This window comes from Streptomyces sp. GL_140 (genome assembly GCF_057834465.1).
Genome location: NZ_CM174404.1, coordinates 8438618 through 8458752, shown reverse-complemented (window position 1 = coordinate 8458752; position 20135 = coordinate 8438618). Strand labels below are relative to the sequence as shown.

The 20135-nt window shown below is 66.6% G+C and carries 14 protein-coding genes and 5 pseudogenes; 9 read left to right on the top strand and 10 right to left on the bottom strand.

The features are described 5' to 3' along the window. Positions 1 to 5: 5 nt before the first annotated feature. Both AC3IYJ_RS38980 and AC3IYJ_RS38975 read right to left on the bottom strand, forming a co-directional pair. A pseudogene (locus AC3IYJ_RS38980) lies at positions 6 to 440 on the bottom strand (IS3 family transposase); the annotation flags it as partial. A 215-nt stretch (positions 441 to 655) separates the two neighbouring features. After that, the gene (locus AC3IYJ_RS38975; protein WP_489399215.1) at positions 656 to 1768 is read right to left on the bottom strand and encodes an IS30 family transposase; all 1113 of its coding nucleotides are present in this window, start codon (positions 1766 to 1768) and stop codon (positions 656 to 658) included. Positions 1769 to 1829: 61 nt separating this feature from the next. On the opposite strand from AC3IYJ_RS38975, the gene AC3IYJ_RS38970 reads away from it, so the two are divergent. Continuing rightward, a complete protein-coding gene (locus tag AC3IYJ_RS38970; RefSeq protein WP_489399214.1) occupies positions 1830 to 2780 on the top strand; it encodes a transposase in 951 nt (316 codons plus the stop codon). A gap of 1528 nt (positions 2781 to 4308) precedes the next feature. Then, positions 4309 to 4479 (top strand): DUF6233 domain-containing protein, encoded by a 171-nt coding sequence (locus AC3IYJ_RS38965; protein WP_489403055.1) that lies wholly within the window; start codon positions 4309 to 4311, stop codon positions 4477 to 4479. A 287-nt stretch (positions 4480 to 4766) separates the two neighbouring features. Here the strand turns inward: AC3IYJ_RS38965 and AC3IYJ_RS38960 are convergent. After that, positions 4767 to 6140, bottom strand: a pseudogene (locus AC3IYJ_RS38960) (S8 family peptidase); the annotation flags it as partial. A 409-nt stretch (positions 6141 to 6549) separates the two neighbouring features. Beyond that, positions 6550 to 7717: pseudogene (locus tag AC3IYJ_RS38955) on the bottom strand (IS3 family transposase). Positions 7718 to 7915: 198 nt separating this feature from the next. Here AC3IYJ_RS38955 and AC3IYJ_RS38950 point away from each other — a divergent pair. Beyond that, complete coding sequence (locus tag AC3IYJ_RS38950; RefSeq protein ID WP_489399213.1) at positions 7916 to 8197, top strand: hypothetical protein; 282 nt, start codon at positions 7916 to 7918, stop codon at positions 8195 to 8197. 143 nt (positions 8198 to 8340) lie between these two features. On the opposite strand, the gene AC3IYJ_RS38945 is transcribed toward AC3IYJ_RS38950, so the two are convergent. Together AC3IYJ_RS38945 and AC3IYJ_RS38940 are read right to left on the bottom strand one after the other, a co-directional pair. Beyond that, positions 8341 to 8904, bottom strand: a complete 564-nt coding sequence (locus AC3IYJ_RS38945) for a dihydrofolate reductase family protein (RefSeq protein WP_489399212.1) — start codon at positions 8902 to 8904, stop codon at positions 8341 to 8343. Between the two features lie 57 nt (positions 8905 to 8961). Next, the gene (locus AC3IYJ_RS38940; protein ID WP_489399211.1) at positions 8962 to 9978 is read right to left on the bottom strand and encodes an Lrp/AsnC family transcriptional regulator; all 1017 of its coding nucleotides are present in this window, start codon (positions 9976 to 9978) and stop codon (positions 8962 to 8964) included. A gap of 392 nt (positions 9979 to 10370) precedes the next feature. Here AC3IYJ_RS38940 and AC3IYJ_RS38935 point away from each other — a divergent pair, with 392 nt between their 5' ends. From AC3IYJ_RS38935 to AC3IYJ_RS38920, 4 genes are all read left to right on the top strand, one after another. Continuing rightward, complete coding sequence (locus AC3IYJ_RS38935) at positions 10371 to 11723, top strand: MFS transporter (RefSeq protein ID WP_489403054.1); 1353 nt, start codon at positions 10371 to 10373, stop codon at positions 11721 to 11723. 112 nt (positions 11724 to 11835) lie between these two features. Continuing rightward, a protein-coding gene (locus AC3IYJ_RS38930; protein WP_489398952.1) for an IS5 family transposase occupies positions 11836 to 12644 on the top strand; the annotation gives its coding sequence in 2 pieces (ribosomal slippage) (positions 11836 to 12184 and positions 12184 to 12644; 810 coding nt in all). Positions 12645 to 12664: 20 nt separating this feature from the next. Next, positions 12665 to 13453: an amidohydrolase gene (locus tag AC3IYJ_RS38925; protein WP_489403053.1), complete on the top strand. Its 789-nt coding sequence runs from the start codon at positions 12665 to 12667 to the stop codon at positions 13451 to 13453. A gap of 61 nt (positions 13454 to 13514) precedes the next feature. Next, positions 13515 to 14719 (top strand): IS3 family transposase gene (locus AC3IYJ_RS38920; protein ID WP_489399112.1). Its coding sequence is split into 2 segments (ribosomal slippage): positions 13515 to 13755 and positions 13755 to 14719, totalling 1206 coding nucleotides; the frame shifts between segments, so codons are not numbered across the junction. A gap of 31 nt (positions 14720 to 14750) precedes the next feature. Here the strand turns inward: AC3IYJ_RS38920 and AC3IYJ_RS38915 are convergent. The 3 genes and pseudogenes from AC3IYJ_RS38915 to AC3IYJ_RS38905 all read right to left on the bottom strand — a co-directional run. Then, positions 14751 to 15764, bottom strand: a pseudogene (locus AC3IYJ_RS38915) (transposase); the annotation flags it as partial. A gap of 308 nt (positions 15765 to 16072) precedes the next feature. After that, positions 16073 to 16858: a hypothetical protein gene (locus AC3IYJ_RS38910; protein ID WP_489399210.1), complete on the bottom strand. Its 786-nt coding sequence runs from the start codon at positions 16856 to 16858 to the stop codon at positions 16073 to 16075. Positions 16859 to 16888: 30 nt separating this feature from the next. Beyond that, positions 16889 to 17143 (bottom strand): hypothetical protein, encoded by a 255-nt coding sequence (locus tag AC3IYJ_RS38905; RefSeq protein WP_489403074.1) that lies wholly within the window; start codon positions 17141 to 17143, stop codon positions 16889 to 16891. Between AC3IYJ_RS38905 and AC3IYJ_RS38900 the strand changes: the two genes are divergently transcribed. Further along, on the top strand, positions 17052 to 17771 hold the full coding sequence (locus tag AC3IYJ_RS38900; RefSeq protein WP_489399209.1) for an SMI1/KNR4 family protein: 720 nt from the start codon (positions 17052 to 17054) through the stop codon (positions 17769 to 17771). The two genes, AC3IYJ_RS38905 and AC3IYJ_RS38900, sit on opposite strands and share 92 nt — an antisense overlap. A 66-nt stretch (positions 17772 to 17837) precedes the next feature. On the opposite strand, the pseudogene AC3IYJ_RS38895 reads toward AC3IYJ_RS38900, so the two are convergent. Then, positions 17838 to 18588, bottom strand: a pseudogene (locus tag AC3IYJ_RS38895) (transposase). A 318-nt stretch (positions 18589 to 18906) separates the two neighbouring features. Here AC3IYJ_RS38895 and AC3IYJ_RS38890 point away from each other — a divergent pair. Further along, a complete protein-coding gene (locus AC3IYJ_RS38890) occupies positions 18907 to 20121 on the top strand; it encodes an IS110 family RNA-guided transposase (protein WP_489399208.1) in 1215 nt (404 codons plus the stop codon). The last annotated feature ends 14 nt before the right edge of the window (positions 20122 to 20135 follow it).

Here is a 20135-nt window from a genome sequence, read left to right as displayed (position 1 = left end):
TCACGTGAGGTGTATTCCGAGCCGCGATCCGAAGGTGCAATGCATCCCCCTTTCAGGGCCCCGCGTCCGGCGGCCATTTTCAGAGCGGCGGTGACGAGCTCGGCGCGGTGATGGCCGGCCATCGCGTACCCGATCACCTCGCGAGTGGCCAGGTCGATGACGGTCGCCGGATACCACCAGCCGTCGGGTGTCGGCAGGTAGGTGATGTCCGAGGCCAGTTTCGTGCCCGGCTCGGCCGCGGCGAAGTCGCGTCCCACCAGGTCCGGCGACGGCGCCGACTTCGTATCGGCCTTCGTCAGGCTGCGGCGCCTGCGGCGGGTGATCCCGCGGATATCATGCTCGCGCATCAGCCGCTCAACCTTCTTCCGGTTGATCCGGCGTCCCCGGCGGCGCAGGGCGGCGGTGATCCGCGGAGCTCCGTAGGCGCCCCGCGAGGCGGCATGGACCTTCCGTGTCTCCTAACCAACTCGTCTTCCGCACAAGCACGTTCAGCTGCGGCTTCACGCGCGGCGAGCCACGCGTAGTAGACGGACCGGGGCACGCTGAGTGCCCGGCACAGCCGGGTGACCGGATGGCGTCCAGCAGCCTTCTCCGCGTCGACGAACAGGCACTTCGCGCCTATTTCATCTCCTTCGCGAAGAAGGCCGCCTTAGATTCAACCGGTCAAGGCAACGCTCTCGGCTGGTGTCCGGAATCCCAGGCACTTTCGCGGACGGTTGTTGAGCTTCGTCGCTATGGCGTCGAGGTCGTCCTGGCTGAAGGCCGACAAGTTCGTCCCCTTGGGCAGGTACTGGCGGAGCAACTTGTTGGTGTTCTCGTTGGTGCCTCGTTGCCAGGGGCTCCGTGGTGCCGCAAAGAAAACGCCGATACCGGTTTCGGCGCTGAGGCGCTTATGAGCTGCCAGTTCCATGCCGCGATCCCAGGTCAGCGTGCCGTGCAGGCGGGAATCCATGCGTGCGTAGGCTTCGGCCAGTGCGGGAACGACCACGGCGGTGTGGCGGCTGGCGAGCTTTACGACGTGGAGAAACCGGGTCTTGCGGTCAACGAGTGTAGCGACCTGGCCGTTGTTCGAGCCGATCACCAGGTCTCCTTCCAGGTGCCCGGACTCGCTGCGGTCCTCTGCAGCCTGGGGCCGGTCCTCGATCGCTCGGGCATCGATGATCTGTGAGCGCCACTGACCCTTCACCGTGTGACGTTTGTTCTTCCGGATCGGACGGCCGGTCCGCAGGCGTTTGCAGAGCTCGCGGGGCACCACTTTCCATCGGGTGGTGTAGACCGACCGGTAGATCGTCTCGTGGCTGACCTGCATCTCCGGGTCGTCACTGTGACGCAGCCGCAGATGCCCGACTATCTGTTCCGGCGACCACTCCTCTCTCAGCAGGGCCAGCACGGTCTGCCTCAATGCGGGCCTGCGGGCGAGCAGGCACTCTTTCGGACGCCGGCCGCGGTCAAGTGCCCGCTCCTGCGCGGCGATCGCCCGGTAGACGTCGCGTCCGCCGTTGTTGTTGACTTCACGGCTGACCGTTGACACGGCACGCCCCAGGCGAGCGGCGATCGCCCGGTAGGAATCGCCGGCACACAGCCTGCGGGAGATCTCCTCCCGCTCGCCCAGAGTCAGACTTCCGACGCGCTCCTTGCGGGACAGGGGCGCGATTCCTCCGTGATGCTTGAGGACGGTGAACACCAAGCCGGGCGGCTTCCCAATCCCTCTGGAGATGACACTGATCGACTCACCGGACTTCCACCGCCGCCACAGGTCGGACTTCATCTCGTCCGACATCCCCGGTTCGACCCAGTCTCGCCACTTGTACCGCCCTCAACCTGCACTGTTGCTCCGACCGGTTGAATCTAAGACCGGCACCTTCAAGAAATCCTTCGGCCACCACCCCCTCGCAGCCTGGTGCGCGAACACCGGCGAGTGCCTGGCCATGCTGCTACGCCCCGGGAACGCCGGCTCCAACACCGCCGCCGATCACGTACGGGTCCTGTCCGACGCTCTCACTCAGACCCCCGGCCAGTCGACGGCGAAGATCCTGGTACGCGTGGACGGTGCCGGGGCCACTCACGGGCTTCTCGAACACCTCGCCGCGCTGAACACCCGGCGCCGCACCGTGCGCTTCACCACCGGCTGGACCATCACGGATGCCGACGAGAAGGCCATCGCGAAGCTGCCCGAGACCGCCTGGGAGACCTCCCTGAAGCAGAACGGTGAGGTCCAGGAGGGCTACTTCGTCGCCGAGCTGACCGGCCTCAACACCCGGCCCGGCTGGATCAAGGGCATGCGTCTGATCGTCCGCAGGGTCAAACCCTCTGGACGGCACGTCAAAGACCTGACCGCCTTCGAGAAGAAGACCGGCTGGAAGTACAGCGTCACCGCCACCAACATCAGCAAGATGGCCCGCGTCCCCGGCTCCCACCAGGCGCAATGGCTGGATGCGGTGGCCCGCCATCATGCAGTGGTGGAGGACCAGGTCCGCACGAGCAAGGCGCTCGGCCTGCGCAATCTTCCCTCGAAGGCCCTCGCCGTCAACGAGAGTTGGATGCTCACGGCGAATCTCTCGGCCGACCTCGACGCCTGGCTCCGGCTCCTCACGCTGCATGACGAGCCCGGCCTGGCCCAGGCCGAACCGGACACCATGCGCTTCCGCCTCTACCACCTGCCGGCCCGGCTCAGCCGACACGCCCGCCGCCAGTGGCTCCGCATCGAACGCACCTGGCCCTGGGCGACCGCGTTCACCACCACCTGGACCAGGATCACCAGCCTCCCGACCATCACCTGACGGCCGGCCCCGCCCCGACGACCGGCACGGAGAAAGACCCGCACCACCACCGGGAGACGTGGAACCCCGGCGCACCCGCAGCGACACGCGACGACCCCGGACCCGCGCCACAAGAACAAACCGGGGTAAAACGATCACCTCACCGACGCGACATCACCGCTGACGGATCGAGGTCCGCTCCGCTCCCACCCCAGGGCCCTTTCCGAGTAAGCAGACCAGACCGTACCGGTTGATAGGGGGGTGTAAACATCGACCTGAAGCACTCCCACAAACCACTTCACACAAACAAGCTCCCAGCTGCTCCCACACACCCCCCACAACCACCTACCACCTACCACCTACCAAACGAAAAAATGCTATGGCACCCCCACATGCAGAACTGGAGACAAAAAAGTGATCCTCCCCCGCAACCTGACACGTAAAATTTCGGTCGGCCTTGCCGCAGCACTCGCCGCCAGCGCCACCCTGCTCTGCTCCAGCCCCGCCCAAGCCGCCGGACCAGTCTGGAGCTGCAACACTGTAGTAAGCGTCGACAGCCCCACCGCCATAAACCTTGCGAGCCTGCTCGGAATCACACTTCCGACGACAGGGTTCGTGGGCCTTCAGTGTCAGCCTGGAGGCGGGGGCTCTTCCGTCAACCAGCCCCTCTGCGGCGATGCCCAATTCGGTGGCCTTATCCTGCTCAATGCGTACCCGACAAATGATAAATACTGCTAACCTCACCATTTCAGCTGAGGTTGTCAGTCGAAGGACAGCTGACTCATAGCCCCGGGTACGTAGAGAAACAGCAGGTCACAGGCGTGCGACGGACCTTCACTACAGCAGTTCCGTACACACCGAAGCACCGATGATCAGGGAGACCTGTCAAATCGCCCGACCACCGAAGCCCCGATGTGCCGCCAACCTGCCACCGTCTGTCTGAGGTGACCCGATGACCAGAAGGCCCAACCAGAAGCGAGCGGGCCCCACATGGACACACAGCCGTTCCGGCCCCGGGCCAGATTTCTGGCCCACACCCCGAACACACGCCCACCACACACCAAAACAGAGAAAACTGACGATCCGTCTGGAGACGGTGAAGAATTCAGAACGCCGCAACCAGAAACTCAAAGCGACCTAAAGGCTTTGAATTCATCACTCGCAGGCACCCAATAAACACCACCAGGACCCGATGAGTTCCCGTACAACCGAGGTGAACTACGCCAGAGCACACGGCGGATCGAGTCCGCCGTCAACTTCCGAGAGGGGGCTTGCGGCGGCAAGGACCTGGAGCTCGGCCTCGGTCGTGCCCGCGTCCTGGGCACGGGCGGAGTCGCCCCCGTGAGCCAGGAGAGCCGGGAGCACGACCCGGCCGGCGCGGGCAGTGGAAACTCCCGCAACGGCGTTCGGCCCGGCGCCGCCGGGACGCCGAGCTGACGGACCGTATCCGCCAGGTCCACGACGGACATCATGGACACCATGAAAGCCGGGACGCAGGGAGACACTTGCCGCGCGGCGGCGCCCGCCGCGCGAGCCGCCCGCGTGGCCGATCCAGCACGGAATCGGCGCGCGCCGACCGCCGGCCCGCGTCCACGCCAGGAACTGCTGGGACACAGGCACACGCCGCCCGCCCCTGAGCACCGAGGAGGCGCGCCGAGCCCCGGCCGACGGCATACCCCCGCAATGCCAGCCCCACGTCACCCAGTCCAGGCGGCCTTGACTCCAGATGTTGAACACGTCTATACGGCCTGGGCCAGGGTAGTTGCTGCTGACCGGAGGGCGTTCTCGTAGGCGATCGGGGACCGCTGACCGAGGCGGGACGCCAGGAGCGAGTAGCCGTCACTCCGGGCTCCCTCGCCACCCCGCTACGGCATCAGCACCCGCACCACCGAACGCCTCACCAACAAGGCCCGCCTCCGGCGCGGTAAATGCGTGGTCACGCCTTCGTGACACTGCCGTTCACAGGGTTGTCGTGGTGGGCGGTGTGCTATCGGCGGTTTTCAGGGTGTTGGTTCCGCTGACGGCTTTCAGGGCGTTGGTCAGTCCTTCGCCGAAGAAGCTGTTGCTGGCGGTTGTGCCTGTGCACCGCTTGTCGGGTGGGCAGGCGATGTCGGTGGCCTGGGCGGCGAGTCTGGCCCGGAGGTCGGCTGGTGTGGCGGCGGGGTTGGTGCTTGCCAGCAGTGCGGCTACGCCGGCGACGTGCGGGGAAGCCATTGACGTGCCGGGGATGGCGCCGTACTCGCCGCCCGGGACTGTCGAGTAAATGTCGGATGCTTCGGATGCGCCGTCGCCACCGGGGGCTGCGATGTCGATGATGTTCCGGCCGAAGTTGGAGTACGGGGCCCTGGCGTTGTCCTTGGTCGTCGCTGCGACAGTGACCACGCCGGGCAGCTCGGCGGGAATCTGGATGCAGGCGCTGGTGACGGGGGCCGAGTCGCCCGGACTCTCACTGTCGGCCGGCTTGTTCGCCAGGTCGATGTTGGAGTTGCCCGCGCCCGCGATCTGCAGTGAGCCCTTGCTCTCGGCGTACTGCTGGGCGCGTCTGGTGCCCTCGATGATAGCTGCCTGGTCTGCGTTGTCCGGGCAGTTGAACATCCACGGGTCCGTGAAATAGCTGTTGTTGGTGACCTTGAAGCCGTGGTCGCCAGCCCACATCAAGCCGCAGATGGTGTTCTCGGCGGAGATCAGGCGGCGGCCGTCCGGTTCGGCGAGGCGGACGGAGGCGATCTTCACGCCCGGGGCGACGCCGATGACGCCTTTGCCGTTTTTGGCGGCGGCGATGGTTCCTGCCACGTGGGTGCCGTGGCCGTTGACGGGGCGCCATGCGCCGGGCCGGGTGTCGGCTTTGCCGTAGGCGCAGGAGACGGAGTCGGCTGCGTCGAAGTTGGGTGCGATGTCCTGGTGGAGGTCGTCGACGCCGGTGTCGAGGACTCCGACCTTGACCGTGAGGGAGCCTGTGGTGATGTCCCATGCCTTGTCGGCCTGGATCTGGGTCATGTTCCAGCGGCTGGTCTCAGCGGGGGCCGTGGTGGCCTGCTCGGGGGCCGCGGGAATTTTAGGGTTGTAGGCGTCAGCCGGGATGTCCGAGGTCCGGGTGGCGCCGACCTGCTGGACACCTCTGACGCCGCGCATGGTGCCGTCGAAGGACTTGGATGCCGAGTGTGCCACGGTCACGCCGATGGCGTCGTAGTGCGCGAACACCGTGCCGCCGTTGCCCTTTACCGCGGCCCGTACCGCTGCGGTGTCGCCCGGCGCGGTGACGACCAGGTAGGCCCGGGTACCGGCCGCCCAGGCGGCCGGTGAGGCAGAGGCCCCGGAACCCCCCGGCATGGCCGTCTGTTGGCCATGGGAGCTGCTGCCGGTGTTCTGCTGGGGGTCCATGCCTGCCATGGCGGCGGAAGGCAGGCCTATTGCTCCCGCGGCGATGCCCGCGATGGCCAGCTTCCGGTAGTACGTCTTCCTGCGGTGCGGCCGCTTCCGCGCCGGTCCTGCACCGTACTCTTCGTTCCCGTGTAACTCATGTTGTGCCATTCCCAACCGCCTGTGCATCATTCACTGTTCCGGAGAGCCTCCATCGTGTCTGCTGGGAACCCTGAGCAGATCCCTCTGAAGGTCCTGTCTGGGAAACCCCCGGGATGTAGGCGAGGACGTTCCGGTCATACCGCAGGATGACCGGAACGGATCACCCTGCACCTGCTGCGGCAGGTCCTCGTGCAGACCTACACCATGGGGATGTCAACTGGGGGTGTGAGGCGTCCTGCGTTTCTCGGACAGGGGTTTTGCGGGATTCCTATGCTGCGGCCTGCAATTCTGCGTACTCGGCATGGACTTCTGCGGGGGTTCGGTAGCCGCGCAGAGTGGAGCCGTCTGTGATGTAGAACATCTCGATGTATCGGACGATCGCCCGGTGAGCATGTGCGCGTGTCGGGAACGAAGTTCGGTGCACGAGCTCGTTCTTCAGGGCGCCGAAGAACGATTCGTCCATGGCGTTGTCCCAGCAGACCCCGGTACGGCCGACTGATGCCCTGAGTCCCAACGAACTAAGTTTCCCCCGGAGTGCCCGAGAAGCGTATTGCCTGGACGCCGCGATCCGAGTGAAATATGCAGCCGTCGGCGAGGTTGGTGTTCCGTGCCGCCATGTCGACCGCGTCCGATATGAGCGAGGTCTTCATGTGGTCGGCCATCGCCCAGCCGATCACGGCCTTGGTATGGCAGTCAATAACCGTCGCAAGATAGAGGAACCCAGCCCAGGTATGGATATACGTGATATCGCTGACCAGTTTGCGGCCGGGTGTATCTGCGGTGAAGTCAGGGCCACCAGGTCGGGTGTGGACGGTGCCGTGTCGTCGGTGACCATGGTCAGCCGCCAGGGCCGTGGCTGGCACGGCACCAGGCCCAGCTCGCGCATCAGGGCGCGGACCAGCTCCGGCCCGGCCTGCACGCTCATCCCCTTCAGGGCGGCGTGGACACGCCGGTAGCCGTAGGTCTCGTGCGAGTCGGAGAAGACCTGGCGAATATTTCCTTGAGTTTTGCGCGGCGTCCGGCGGTGGCCGACAACGGCCGGGAACGCCAGTGATAGAAACCTGACGTGGATACATCTGCCCAGGCACACATTCGTTGCACGGGATAGGTACCGGACTCGCCGTCGATGAACTCGCACTTCTCCGTCACCGGTATTCCTGGGCGAAGAAGGCCGCCGCTTTCCCCAGGAACTCGGTCTTCATCCGCAGTTCACGGTTCTCGCGCGCCAGCTCACGCAGGCGAGCACGTTCGCTGATGTTCAGGGGCCGTTCCTCGCCGGCATGCTCCTGCCTGTACCGGCTGACCCAGGTACCCAGAGTTCCCTCGTTCACCTGGATTTCCCGTGCGGCCTCGGCTATCGGCCGGGACTCCACGACCATCATCTTCACCGCATCGTCCCTGAATTCGGGACTGAACTTCCTACGCTTTGGTGCCATGCGCTCTCTCCGCCGTTCCGGAATTCGATCCTATCGGTGACCCCTGTCCGAGAACCTCGGGGCGGCTCGGTGCGTGCTGCCGCGGGGCCGAGGGGCGTGTCCCAATAGGGGCCTTTGCGACAGGCACCGTCACAGTCTTGACCGCTCTCTCGGCCCGGCGGCGGCCATCGGCTTCCCGCAGCGATCAGGAGAGCGGCCTTGACCAGCATCACGCAGCCCACCACCCCTTGTCATCTCCCGGCGGATACCGCGGAGGAGGTCCTCCTCGGCGTGGACACCCACGAGGACGTCCGTGCCGGCGCGGTCATCACCGTGCTCGGCGCGGTACTGGCCGGCCGCAGCTTCCCGGCGACGGCCGATGGATACCGGCAGCTCCTCGACTGGGCACGGTCCTTCGGAGTGCTGCGGAGAGCCGGTGTCGAGTGCACCGGCTCCTACGGAGCCGCCCTGGAATCTGCGGGCCGAGGGCATCGGAGGTGACCGAGGTCAACCAGCCCGACAGAGCCGCCCGGCGCCGTCACGGCAAGACCGCCGCTTGACACCCATAGGGGCATCAGCGCCGTTCAGGGGCTTCACTCGTTTGGGTGGCTCGGGCGGTAGTCCGGGTCACCCAGGACGGGCGCTCAGCGCCTCGTCTCGTACCTGGTCAGGATCACGCCGCAGGGAAGCGTCCGCGTCTCCACCAGGTTGAGGTTCACCCAGTTGTCCAGCGCGGTGAAGAACGGCGTGCCGCCGCCCACCAGGACCGGCGCGGTGGCCAGCACGTACTCGTCAATCAGCCCGGCCCGCATGGCCGCCCCGGCGAGCGTCGCGCCGCCGATGTCCATCGGGCCGCCGTCCTCGGCCTTGAGCCGGGTGATCTCGGCGACCGCGTCGCCGGTGACCAGGCGGGTGTTCCAGTCGACCTTGTCGATCGTCGAGGAGAACACCACCTTCGACATGTCCCGCCAGCGGCGCGCGAACTCGATCTCCGCCGGGGTGGCGTTGGGCTGCTGGTCGCCGGTCGGCCAGTAGGAGCTCATCGTCTGCCACAGCTTGCGCCCGTACAGCGACAGGTCGGTCGCCTGCAACTGGTTGGACCAGAACTGGAACAGCTCGTCGCTCGGCACGCTCCAGCCGATGTCGTCGCCGGGCGCGGCGATGTAGCCGTCCAGGGTCAGGTTCATGCCGTAGATCAGTTTCCGCATGGCGTCAGCCTTCCGTGAGTCGGTCTCACGCGTACAGACCGGCGCGGCGCGGGAAACTCATCGGTGCGCGGCGTTGAGTGGGATGGCTCGGCCGCGGTCGTCGAGGATGCGTCCGCTGGCTTTGTATTGGCGTAGCACGATGACGCGGTCGGTAATGTGCAGGTCTGGCAGGCGTTCGGCCAGCAGTGTCTCCAGGCGGTGCACGTCGCCGAAGGAGTGCAGCCATACGGAGATGTGCAGGTTGTGGGGGCCGGTGGTGGCCAGGCACATGCGGATCTCGGGCAGGGTCGAGAGGGTCTGCGCGGTGGTGGTCACTTTGTCGGGCGCGACTGCGGCGCGGAAGGTGGCGCAGACCGGCCAGCCGGTGAACGGTTGTGCGACGTCGCAGCGGAAGATTAGGTGCCCGCCGGTGAGTGCGCGGTCGAGCCGTCGGCGGGCGGTGTGCACGCTGGTGCCCAGTATCGCGGCCAGGTCCGGGCCGGTGGCCCGACCGTCGTCGGCGAGGGCGGCGGCGAGGCGGGCGTCCGGCCGCGCGGTGTGCGGGCTGGTGTGGACCGGTGGCGGCGGAGCGTGCCGTTTCAGGCGGGTGAGTTGAGCCGGAGTCAGGCCGCGGATGCGCCAGCGCGAGGCTTCCAGGAACACGCGGGTCGCCAGGTTGATCTCCACCGCCCGCACGCCGGGTGCGCGTTCGATCCGCTGCAGGCAGTGTCCGGTCAGCTGCGCGACGTCAGGTGCGGCAACGATGGCGGTGAGGCTGTGGGCGCCAGTGGCCTGTTCCAGGGTGAAAACGTGCGGGTCCTGCGCGATGCGGTGTGCGGTGTCCTCCAGGCGTGCGGGCGCGACCGTGATGTCGACCAGCGCGCCGGCGCCGTCCAGTTCCGAGGCGGGGTACGCGGTCACCCACGCGACGCCGCTGCCACTCAGGCCTTTCCACCGTCTGGCGATGGTCACCGGGTCGACCCCCAACGCGGCCCCCACCGCGGTCCACGACGCGCGGGGACTGACCTGAAGGGCCTCGATCACCGCCCGGTCGAGCCCGTCGAGGCTGTCCGCATCCTGCATGGTCCCGGGCACTAATGCTCCTTTCCTGCAGTAAGGCTGCGAACGGTGGGCCGCATGACATATCGCGGCCATCTTCGTCGCGCAGGGCCCGTCACGTCGAGCCGAGGGGACGGCGTGGCGTTCCTGCGCCACCACCTGCGCGGGCGGGATCCGGCTGAACCGCCCGCACGGCCCGCGTCGCCGTGCCGTCCCGATCCACCGGCCCACCACCACGGGAGTCCATATGACCGGAACACCGTCCTGCGTGCCGACTAGACCCCCCACCCCGGCCAGGCGCGCCACCCCGGTGGGTGTGATCCTCGCCTCCGTGGTCGCCGTCGAGGTCGTCAGCGGCTCGCTGCAGAGCTTCCTCACCCCGCTGCTCCGCACCCTGTCGGAAACGCTGGACGTCACCACCGCACAGCATCGCCAACCTGCTCTCCAGCGCGGTCTTCGCGCCGGTCCTCTCACGCATGGGCGACCTGTACGGGCATCGCCGCATCCTGCGCGGGAACCTCGCGCTCATCCTGGTCGGCTCGCTCCTGGTCGCGCTCGCCCGCGACTTCGAGGTATTGCTCGCCGGGCAAGCCCTGCAAGGGTCCCTGTCTGGGCTGTTCCCGCTGCTGGTGGGCATCCTGCGCAACCACGGCGGCGACGCGGAAAACCGCAAGGGCATCAGTCGGATGGTCGCCGCGATCGGCATCGGCAGCGGGCTCGGGCTGGTGAGCAGCGGCCTGGTCGCCGAGTACGCCGACAACCCCACCTCCGCCCTGTGGGTGCCGGTCGCCACCGTCGCGATCGCCGTCGGCATCGCCCAGTTCGCGCTCCCGGAGACCACCGACCGCCCCGGCGGCCGCATCGACTGGGCCGGCGGCGTCCTGATCGGCGCCGGGCTGATCGGCGTCCTGATCGCACTCAGCCAGGGAGAAGCCTGGGGTTGGACTGCTGCCGGCACCCTTGGCTACGGCCTCGGCGACCTCGCCCTGCTGGCCGCGTTCGTGGTGGTCGAACTGCGCCACCCCGAACCCATGGTCCAGGTCAGGATGTTCGCCCGCACCCCCGTCCTGGTCATCTCCCTAGTCGCGCTGCTGTTCTCATTCGTCCTGTTCAGCCTGACCGTTCCCGGCGCGATCTTCAGCAGCCTGCCCGACGACACGTTCGGCTTCGGCCTCGGCCTCAGCGCTCTGGCCATCAGCTTCGCCGCACTCCCCGCGGTGCTCGGCATGGCCGCCGGCGCGGTTGCCGCCCCCGCCCTGGCCCAGCGCATCGGCGACCGGCTCATGCTCGCCACCGGAGCGCTCCTGATGGCCGTCGGCCACGGCCTCACCGCGCTGATCCACAATGCCCTCGTGCCCTACCTGGCCTTCGGCGCGGTCTCCGGGCTCGGCATCGGCCTGCTCCAGCAGGGCACCCGCACCATCGCCGTCGAAGCCGTCTCCGAGGACGAGACCGCCGTCGGCTCCGGCATCAACGAGCTCATGATCACCGTCGGCGGGTCCGTCGGCGCCGCGGTCGTCGGCGCGATCATGACCGCCAACACCGAGGACGGCGCCCTCTTCCCCACCGAAGCAGGCTTCACCAACTCCTGGTGGCTGGCCGCGGGCGTGTCCCTCCTCGCCGCGCTCGTCGCCTGCCTGTACCGCCCCACCCCCACCGCCGCGCAGCGACAGCAGGCCGCACCGCACCCAAGCCCCGACCAGGCCGTCGGCCGCGACGGCGCACCCGTGCCCGGCCCTGCCGCCGCCGTACACCCCGCACCGAAAGGCACCGCCCAGTGAACCCCTCCCCCGACCCGCGCAACGCCACCCGCACCCACCTGCAAGCCCACCGCGACGCGGTCCTCACCCTTAGAAGTCATCTCATTTGGGCTTCGCGGGTAGACTGTCGGCCATGGTGGGGATCGTTGAACGGCTGGTGCCGGACGAGCTGTGGGAGCTGTTCCAGCGGGTGGTGCCGGACGCGCCGTCGCGGCCTCAGGGCGGTGGGCGGCGCCGGCATGGTGACCGTGAAGTACTGGCCGCGATCGTGTTCGTCGCGACGTCGGGTTGTACCTGGCAGCAGCTTCCCAAGGCATCGTTCGGCCCCTCGGGGGCGACAGCCCACCGACGATTCTCCGAGTGGAGCGAGGCCCGGGTGTGGGCCAAGCTCCACCGGCTGGTCCTCGACGAACTCGGCGTCCGCGGTGAACTCGACTGGTCCCGCTGCGCGATCGACTCGGTGAACATGAGGGCCCTGAAAAGGGGGATCTGACAGGTCCGAATCCTGTGGATCGGGGCAAGTTCGGCTCGAAGATCCACTTGATCACCGAGCGGACCGGTCTGCCCCTGTCCGTCGCGATCTCGGGCGCGAACCTGCACGACAGCCAGGCTCTCGAGCCCCTTGTCCGCGGCATACCGCCCATCCGATCCCGCCGCGGACGCCGACGACGCAAGCCCGGCAAGCTCCACGCGGACAAGGGCTACGACTACGCCCACCTGCGACGATGGTTACGCGGACGCGGCATCAGACACCGCATCGCCCGCAGAGGCATCGAGTCCTCACAACGGCTCGGCCGCCACAGATGGGTGGTCGAAAGGACCATGTCCTGGCTCGCCGGCTGCCGACGCCTGCACCGCCGCTACGAACGCAAGGCCGAACACTTCCTCGCCTTCACCAGCATCGCCTGCACCCTCATCTGCTACCGCAGACTGACCAAATGAGATGACTTCTTAGCCACAGCCTGCACGCCGAGCCCGAACTCGCATTCGAGGAACACAAGTCGGCGAAGAAGATCGCCGACCTCATGGAAAGCGCCGGCTTCGACGTCACGCGCGGCGTGTGCGACCTGCCCACGGCCTTCACCGCCACCCACGGGTCTGGCGACCTGGTCATCGGCATCACCGCCGAGTACGACGCGCTCCCCGGCATCGGCCACGCCTGCGGCCACAACGTCAACGGCGCCGCCGCGGTGGCCGCCGCCTTGGCCCTGGCCCCCGTCGCCGACGACCTCGGCATCACCGTCAAGCTCCTCGGCACACCCGCCGAGGAGTACGGCGGCGGCAAGGTCTACATGCTCGAACGCGGCGCCTTCGACGACGTCGCCGCCGCAATGATGGTCCACGCCGCCCCCATGGACGGCATCGGCTTCACCTCCCACGCCATCAGCAGCTGGAAGGTCACCTACAACGGCGTCACCTCGCACGCCGCCGCAATGCCCCACAAGGGCGTCAACGCCGCCGACGCCATGATGATCGCCCAAGTCGCCATCAGCGCGTACCGGCAGCAGATGATCCCCGGCGGCATCGTCCACGGCATCGTCACCTCAGGCGGCGAAGCCCCCAACATCATCCCCGGCCGCGCCACCGCCGACTACGACTGCCGCGCCGAGACCTTCGACGACCTCGCCACCCTCAAGGACCACATCCGCAAGTGCTTCGAGGCCGGCGCGCTCGCAACCGGCACCGAACTCGAACTCACCCACGTCGGCCGCGACTACGCCGACCTGCGCCAAGACCCAGGACTGAGGTGATCCCCGTGGTGTGGACACACCTGACAATGGATCTTGTTGATCCTGGAAGGTGTAAATCCACGTGGCAAGGCCCTCGAAGTACAGTGCGGAGTTCCGGTCCGACGCGGTCGCGTTGTGGCGGGCCTCGGCCGGCAGGCGGACGTTTCGGGACGTCGCGGCCGATCTGAACGTCAACCCCGAGACGCTGCGGACCTGGGTGCGTGACGCCGAAGACCGTCCGGTCGCCTCCGGCGCGTCGCAGGACACCGAGGCCGAGCTGGCCCGGCTGCGGGCGGAAAACGCCAGGCTGGCCAAGGCGGAGAAGGAATGGCAGCTCGAGCGGGAGATCCTGCGACGGGCAGCCGCCTATTTCGCGCGGGAGATGAAGTGAGGACCGCCGCTTGGGACTTCGTCTCCGCCCACGCCGAGATGTACGGCATCAAGCGGATATGCCGGGTACTGGAAGTTTCCCGCTCGGGCTACTACCGGTGGATCGCCGGCGCCCAGGCGCGGGCCGAGCGGCAGGGAACCGAGGACGCCCTGGTCGCCGAGATCCGCGAAATCCATGCCGAACACCGCGGAAACTACGGCGCGCTCCGAGTCCATGCCCAACTGCGGGGCTTTGGGTACACGGTCAACCGCAAGCGCGTGGCCAGGCTGATGCGCAAGCACGGCATCGTCGGCCGCCACCTGCGGAAAAAGAAGCGCACCACGATCCCGGACCGCCTGGCGCCGCCGGTGCCAGACCTGCTCCAGCGGGACTTCACCGCCGGCACGCTGGACGAGAAGTGGTGCGGCGACATCACATACGTGCAGGTCGGAACCGCATGGCTCTACCTCGCTTGCGTCATCGACATCCGATCCCGCCGGGTACTCGGATGGTCGATGGCCCCGCACATGCGGGCCGAGCTCGTCATCGACGCACTCCAGGCCGCGGTCGCGACCCGCGGCGGCGACGTCACCGGAGTGATCTTCCACGCGGACCGCGGATCGCAATACACCTCGGCCGCGTTCGCCCAGGTCTGCGATCGGTACGGCATCCGCAGGAGCATGGGCCGGGTCGGCTCCAGTTACGACAATGCCCTGGCCGAGAGCTTCTGGCAGGGCCTGAAACGAGAAACGATGCACCGGAAGCTGTTCTCGACGTTCCGTCAGGCGAGGCTGGAGATCTTCCAGTGGCTCACCTACTACAACGCCCGCCGACGCCACAGCGCGCTGGACTACCTCTCCCCAATGGAGTTCGAACAGCAGCACCACAAGACAGTTAAACTCTCACTCGCAGCATGACCCCTGTGTCCACATTCCGGGGGTCACCTCAGAAGGTGTGCTCGATGTCGAAACGCCGCAGGTAGGCCTGCCAGAGTCGGTCGACGCCGGCGGGATCGGCATCGGTGCCGGACCACCACAGCCAGACCGGCTTGGGGGTTGCTCCACTGGGCAGGCGGTCGATGTCGAGGCGGATGACTGTCCCTTCGATGACCGGGAGGGTGCCGTCGTCCGTGGCCCAGGAAGAGCGGTGGGTCAGTTTGGGGTGGAGCCTGTCCCAGGAACGGGCGGTAGCGGTGCCGTAAAGGCGGGTGTCGGTCACCGTCGTGACGTCTGGGGTGCCCCAGGTGTGGGGCTCCCGTGGTGGGGCGGCCCTGCGCAGGACGCGGTCCGACCGCATCCGGGCCAGGACCTGGACCGGCAGATCCCGCAGGAGGTGGGCCAGGCGGGGCGCGTCGTATCCGGCGTCAGCGATGACGAGGATATGCAGGTCGCCGGCCTGCCACTGGCCGGCCGTGATAAGCCGCTTGATGAGTTCGCGCAGCTGCCGGGCGGTGACGGTGGCGGTGTCGTCCCCGGGCGTCAGGCGGAGTGCCTCCAGGGGTGCGGTCCACGAACTGCGGCCGGGCTCAAGCGCGCAGATCATCGAGTACGGCCAGCCGGGGACCGGGATGTGCTGGTCCTTGCCCCGTCCGTAGGTGTGGCACAAGATCCGCTCCGCTGAGGTGTGCGCGTCGGGCCGCAGCCAGCAGGTCACGTCCACGGCCAGAACCAGCCGCCCGTCGGCTGCCCTGGGTAGCGGCACCCCGGCCAGTACCCGCCGTAGCTGCACGGCGTCCACCCCGCCCCGGGCCACGGCGGCGTAGAGCCCTCCATGACCTCGGCGGTGCTCGCCCACCAGCGGCAGTTCGGCCAGTGACCTCACCGGCCCGTCACCGCACAGGACCGCGTCAGCCAGCTCGAACAGCGCGTCCGAACGAGCGGTCAGGCAGGAGTAGAACTCGCCCCGGAAGCGTGACAGTTCCGTCAATGCCTCTTGCCGGGCATCGTGATGCAGCAGACTCATCCCCACGGCCTTCGCGCTGAATGTGTGTGTTTCCTTGGTCGGAGCACATGATCCAGACGAAGGCCGCTTCCGCGTACGGCGGTTACCGAACCGAGTGATCAAGTACGAGCCATCGTTCGACCTCGGACGTTAAAGATCAAGTTAGGCATCGGCAAGGACGGGAACTCAGCCCTCGGGACAGCGAGGCCACGGCCACGGGCTAGTCAAATAGGCCGTCATGGCTGGCCATGAATATTGGGGATTATCCTTGTAAAGATCAGTCAAGCATGCCATCCACTTCAATCCCGCCCATTCGTTCTTGTATTTATTTACCACTTTATTTTCAAAGAACAACATTCTTGAACCATTGTAGCAGCCAATCGCTTGCGGAAGATCATTCTGGATACCGTTACCGTCGCCTGCGCGAATGGAAAGGTCGGGCCACCAGACAGAGATATCCTGAGGAGCGGCGATGACTTCCTGGCACGTAACCTGCCTCCCTGCCAGGGAAAAGGTGAAATACTCGAAGTGAATGGCGCAGGAGATGCCGGCAGACCAGAGTCGTTTCTGATCCTCACCGTACTCTCCATCGTCAATGCTTTTAAGCGCTGGCCAGACGTCATCAGTTTCGACGGGCCGCGCAATAGCCTGGTTTTATCTGCGTTTGTCTGTGCGCAATATTGCCCTTTGAATACCCACCAGGAGTCGTCGGAGTGACAGAAGCATGTGTCGAGCCCTCCGTCGAATTCTGAGAGCCCACTGAGGGCGGCAAATCCGTGTTCCTCCCTGAAGTCCTGCGGGTTCAGGGTAAAGCTGGTTCCGTCGTGCGATGTGGAAAAGTAGATCGTCTTGACCGATCCGGCGCCGTCCTTGTCTGAACCTCGATGGACCGTGTACAGCTTCTCGTTGTAGGCCGCCAGCGCCGGCGCCGCCTCGGAACTCTGACCCGAAATCGGCTGGCCCGGGGTCCAGTTGCTGCCGTCGAAGCTGGCGAACCACAGGCTCTTGTCGTGATCGGTGGTGTGAACACCCGTATTCATATTACTGGCGGTGAAGTGCCAATCACCATTGTAATGATTGATGGAGTTTACGGTCCAGAAGCTTAAACCGTTCACCCGGTCCGGGGGGTTCCATCCCCCCGGCGGCTAAAAGCCTGCGTCAGATTGAATATTGGTGGGAGGCAGGGGAATGATTCCGCTCACCTTCACTTTTCCGTCTACGGTAGCGTCCGACACGCCCTTAATTACCAACCACTCGGCGCTCATGTAGGCGCTGACGGCTGCGGCGAGTTCTCCGGCCTCCTCCGAGATGGCGTACGTGATGGCTTGCTGCAGGGCTGAGAAGAAGCCAACACGCTCGAAGTACCATCCCTGCAAGGTTGTCCGGCCGATACTTCCCAACCTCCGCAGCGTCGTAGCCGGACGGAGACAACCTGTAGAGGACAGAGGGCAGAGGGCGATGAGTGTGACTGAGAGTTGGTCGCGTGTGACGAGTCTTCTTCGGGAGCACGCGCCGGCCGATCACGCAGATCTGCCAGGGCCCGCTACGGAGCAGACGCTCGCGGCAGCCGAGGAACGGATGGGGATCTCCCTGCATGGGGATCTGCGGACGTGGCTGTTGCAGAACAATCTGGATCTGCCGGAGGAAGACGTCGACGACGAAGTGGCATGCTGCGGCTTCGACGGGTTCCCTGACGAGGGAAGCTTCTTTCTGGGCATCCGGGCGATGGAGAGGCTCTACGCGACCCCCTCCGCGTCTTGTGGATTCGACCCCCCGGACCAGCCGGACTACCCGTTCTGGCGTAGCGCGTGGATCCCGTTCCTGTCGGACCAGGACGGCTGGATGGGAAAGTTCGTCGATGTGCGGGACGGGCGCGTCGGCAGCTGGTTCGTGGGTGGCCCCACGGTTACGGGCGAGTACGAATCGATGGCCCAGTATTTCGACTCCTTGACGGAGACGCTGACGAGGATCGCCGATGGAAGCTCCCCGGTCTGTCGGTTCACCGAAGGTCGACTTGTCTGGTCGTGAGACGGTTCCCAACTGGATGACGGTCATTGCCAATCCGTCCACACCCTGGAACGGCAATGAGATTCATCAGCCTTGACGTTCCAGCGTGAGGATGGCTGCGGCGATGACGGTCATCCGGTTGGGACTGCAGCGGGCCCGGCGGAGGATTTGCCAGGACTTGAGTCGCGCGATGCTTTGTTCGACCGGTGCTCGTGCCGCTGACAGGGCTCGGTTGATTGTCTGTTGGGTTGTGGTGAGGTCCTGGCCGGGAAGCCGTCTGATGGTCGTGGTCACCCAGGGGCCGACCCCGATGTAGGCGCGGTCGGCGAACACGGGGACGGCCCTGGCGTTCGCAGATCCGGATGATGCGGTGGGTGCGGGCCGCGGTCAGGTCGTGGGTGCGGCCGGGCAGCGCGGGTGAGATCCACAGCAGCTTGCCGGTGGGATCGGCCACGACCTGCACGTTCACGCCGTGACGGCGGTGCTTCTGGGAGAAGTCGGCCCGGCTGTCGCCGACCCGATCGCACTCGGCGAGCGTCCCGTCGAGCAGGACGTGATCAGGATCCGTCTCGCGCAGGACCCGCAGCAGACCGGGTGCCCGGCGGGACAGGTGACCGACGACGGATGTGACGTAGGCGTGGGCGGTCCCGACGGATATGCCGAAGCCGGCGGCGATCTGCGCGAGCGTGTCGTGCCGGCGAAGATAGACCAGACCGACGAGGGCACGCTGGTGGGGCGGGAGCTTGCAGCGCCGGTCACCGTCACGGGTGACGATGAGCATCGATACCCACTCGACCAGAGCATGAGGCAGGTCGAGTGCGGCAGGACGGGGCACCAACGAGGCTCCTGCGCTGTTGAGTTAAGACGTCGAGCACCTCTCTCAACGGCACGGGAGCCTCGTGAGTTGCGGAACGCTGGCCCGTCACCCGATCCATACCGTTCGTCGTGGGCCGTTCCGGTCATTCGTAGGATCGGAGCACCCAGGGGTGCTGGGTATGGCTGTCACCCGATAGCCGATGATGTGGCTTCCACTGATTGGCCGCCCGGCACCCCGCGACGACTCGGCCGCTAATTGGGATACGCGAACTGAATCGCTCGTATGGATGCGTCGGCGAAGTCGTCTGCTGGGACACAACACCACGTTGGAGGAGGATCGGTGCCGGAATTGTGGGCCGGGACGGACGCGGGGAAGGCCGAGCACCACTGCACGGTCATCGACGCCAACGGGACGACGCTGCTGTCGCGGCGTGTGCCGAACAGCGAGGCTGAACTACTCGAACTCCTCGGTGACGTATTGGGGATAGCCGACGGCGGCCCGGTCACCTGGGCCGTCGACCTGAACGCCGGCGGGGCCTCCTTGTGGATCGCGCTGCTGGTCAACCACGGCCAGAAGGTGCTCTACATCCCCGGCCGGACCGTGCACCACGCCTCAGCGGCCTACCGGGGCAGCGGGAAGACGGACGCGAAGGACGCGTTCATCATCGCCGACACCGCCCGCATGCGCCGTGACCTGCAGCCGCTGCAGGAGCTCGGTGAGATCGCAGTAGACCTCCGGATTTTGACCGCGCGCCGGATCGACCTCGCGGCCGACCGCACTCGCGCGATCAACCGCCTCCGCGCGCAGCTGCTGGAGTACTTCCCCGCCCTGGAGCGTGCCTTCGATCTGAGCACCTCCAAGAGCGCGCTGATTCTGCTGGCCGGTTACCAAACCCCGGCAGCCCTGCGAAGGATCGGCCGGTCGCGGCTCACGACCTGGTTGAAGAACCACGGCGTGCGCACCAGCACCGCTGCCAGGAGCACGGCCGGGGCCGCGGTGACCGCCGGAGAGGCCCAGTTCACCGTCGTTCCCGGGGAAGGGACCTGCGCGCGGATGGTCCACACGCTGGCCGCGGCGGTGACGGCCCTCGACGAGGAAATATCGGAGCTCGAAGCCCAGATCGAGGCCCGGTTCCGGGAGCATCCCGACGCAGAGGTGATCACCAGCATGCCCGGCATCGGCATGACGCTGGGCGCCGAGTTCATCGCCGCTACCGGTGGAGACCTGTCCGTGTTCGGTAGCTCCGACCGGCTCGCCGGCGTGGCCGGCCTGGCCCCGGTCCCCCGTGACTCGGGCAAGGTCAGCGGTAACCTCCGCAGGCCCAGGCGCTACAGCAGGCGACTGCTGCGAATGTTCTATCTCTCTGCCCAGGTCGCCGCCGTATGCTGCCCTGAATCTAAGCGGTACTACCAACGCAAACGCGCGGAGGGAAAGTCCCACAAGCAAGCCGTCCTGGCCCTCGCCCGGCGCCGCCTGAACGTGCTCTGGGCACTCCTGCGCGACCACAAGCTCTTCGAGACCGCTGCGGCCCGCGCGGGCGCGACAGCGGTATGACCCGACCACAGTGG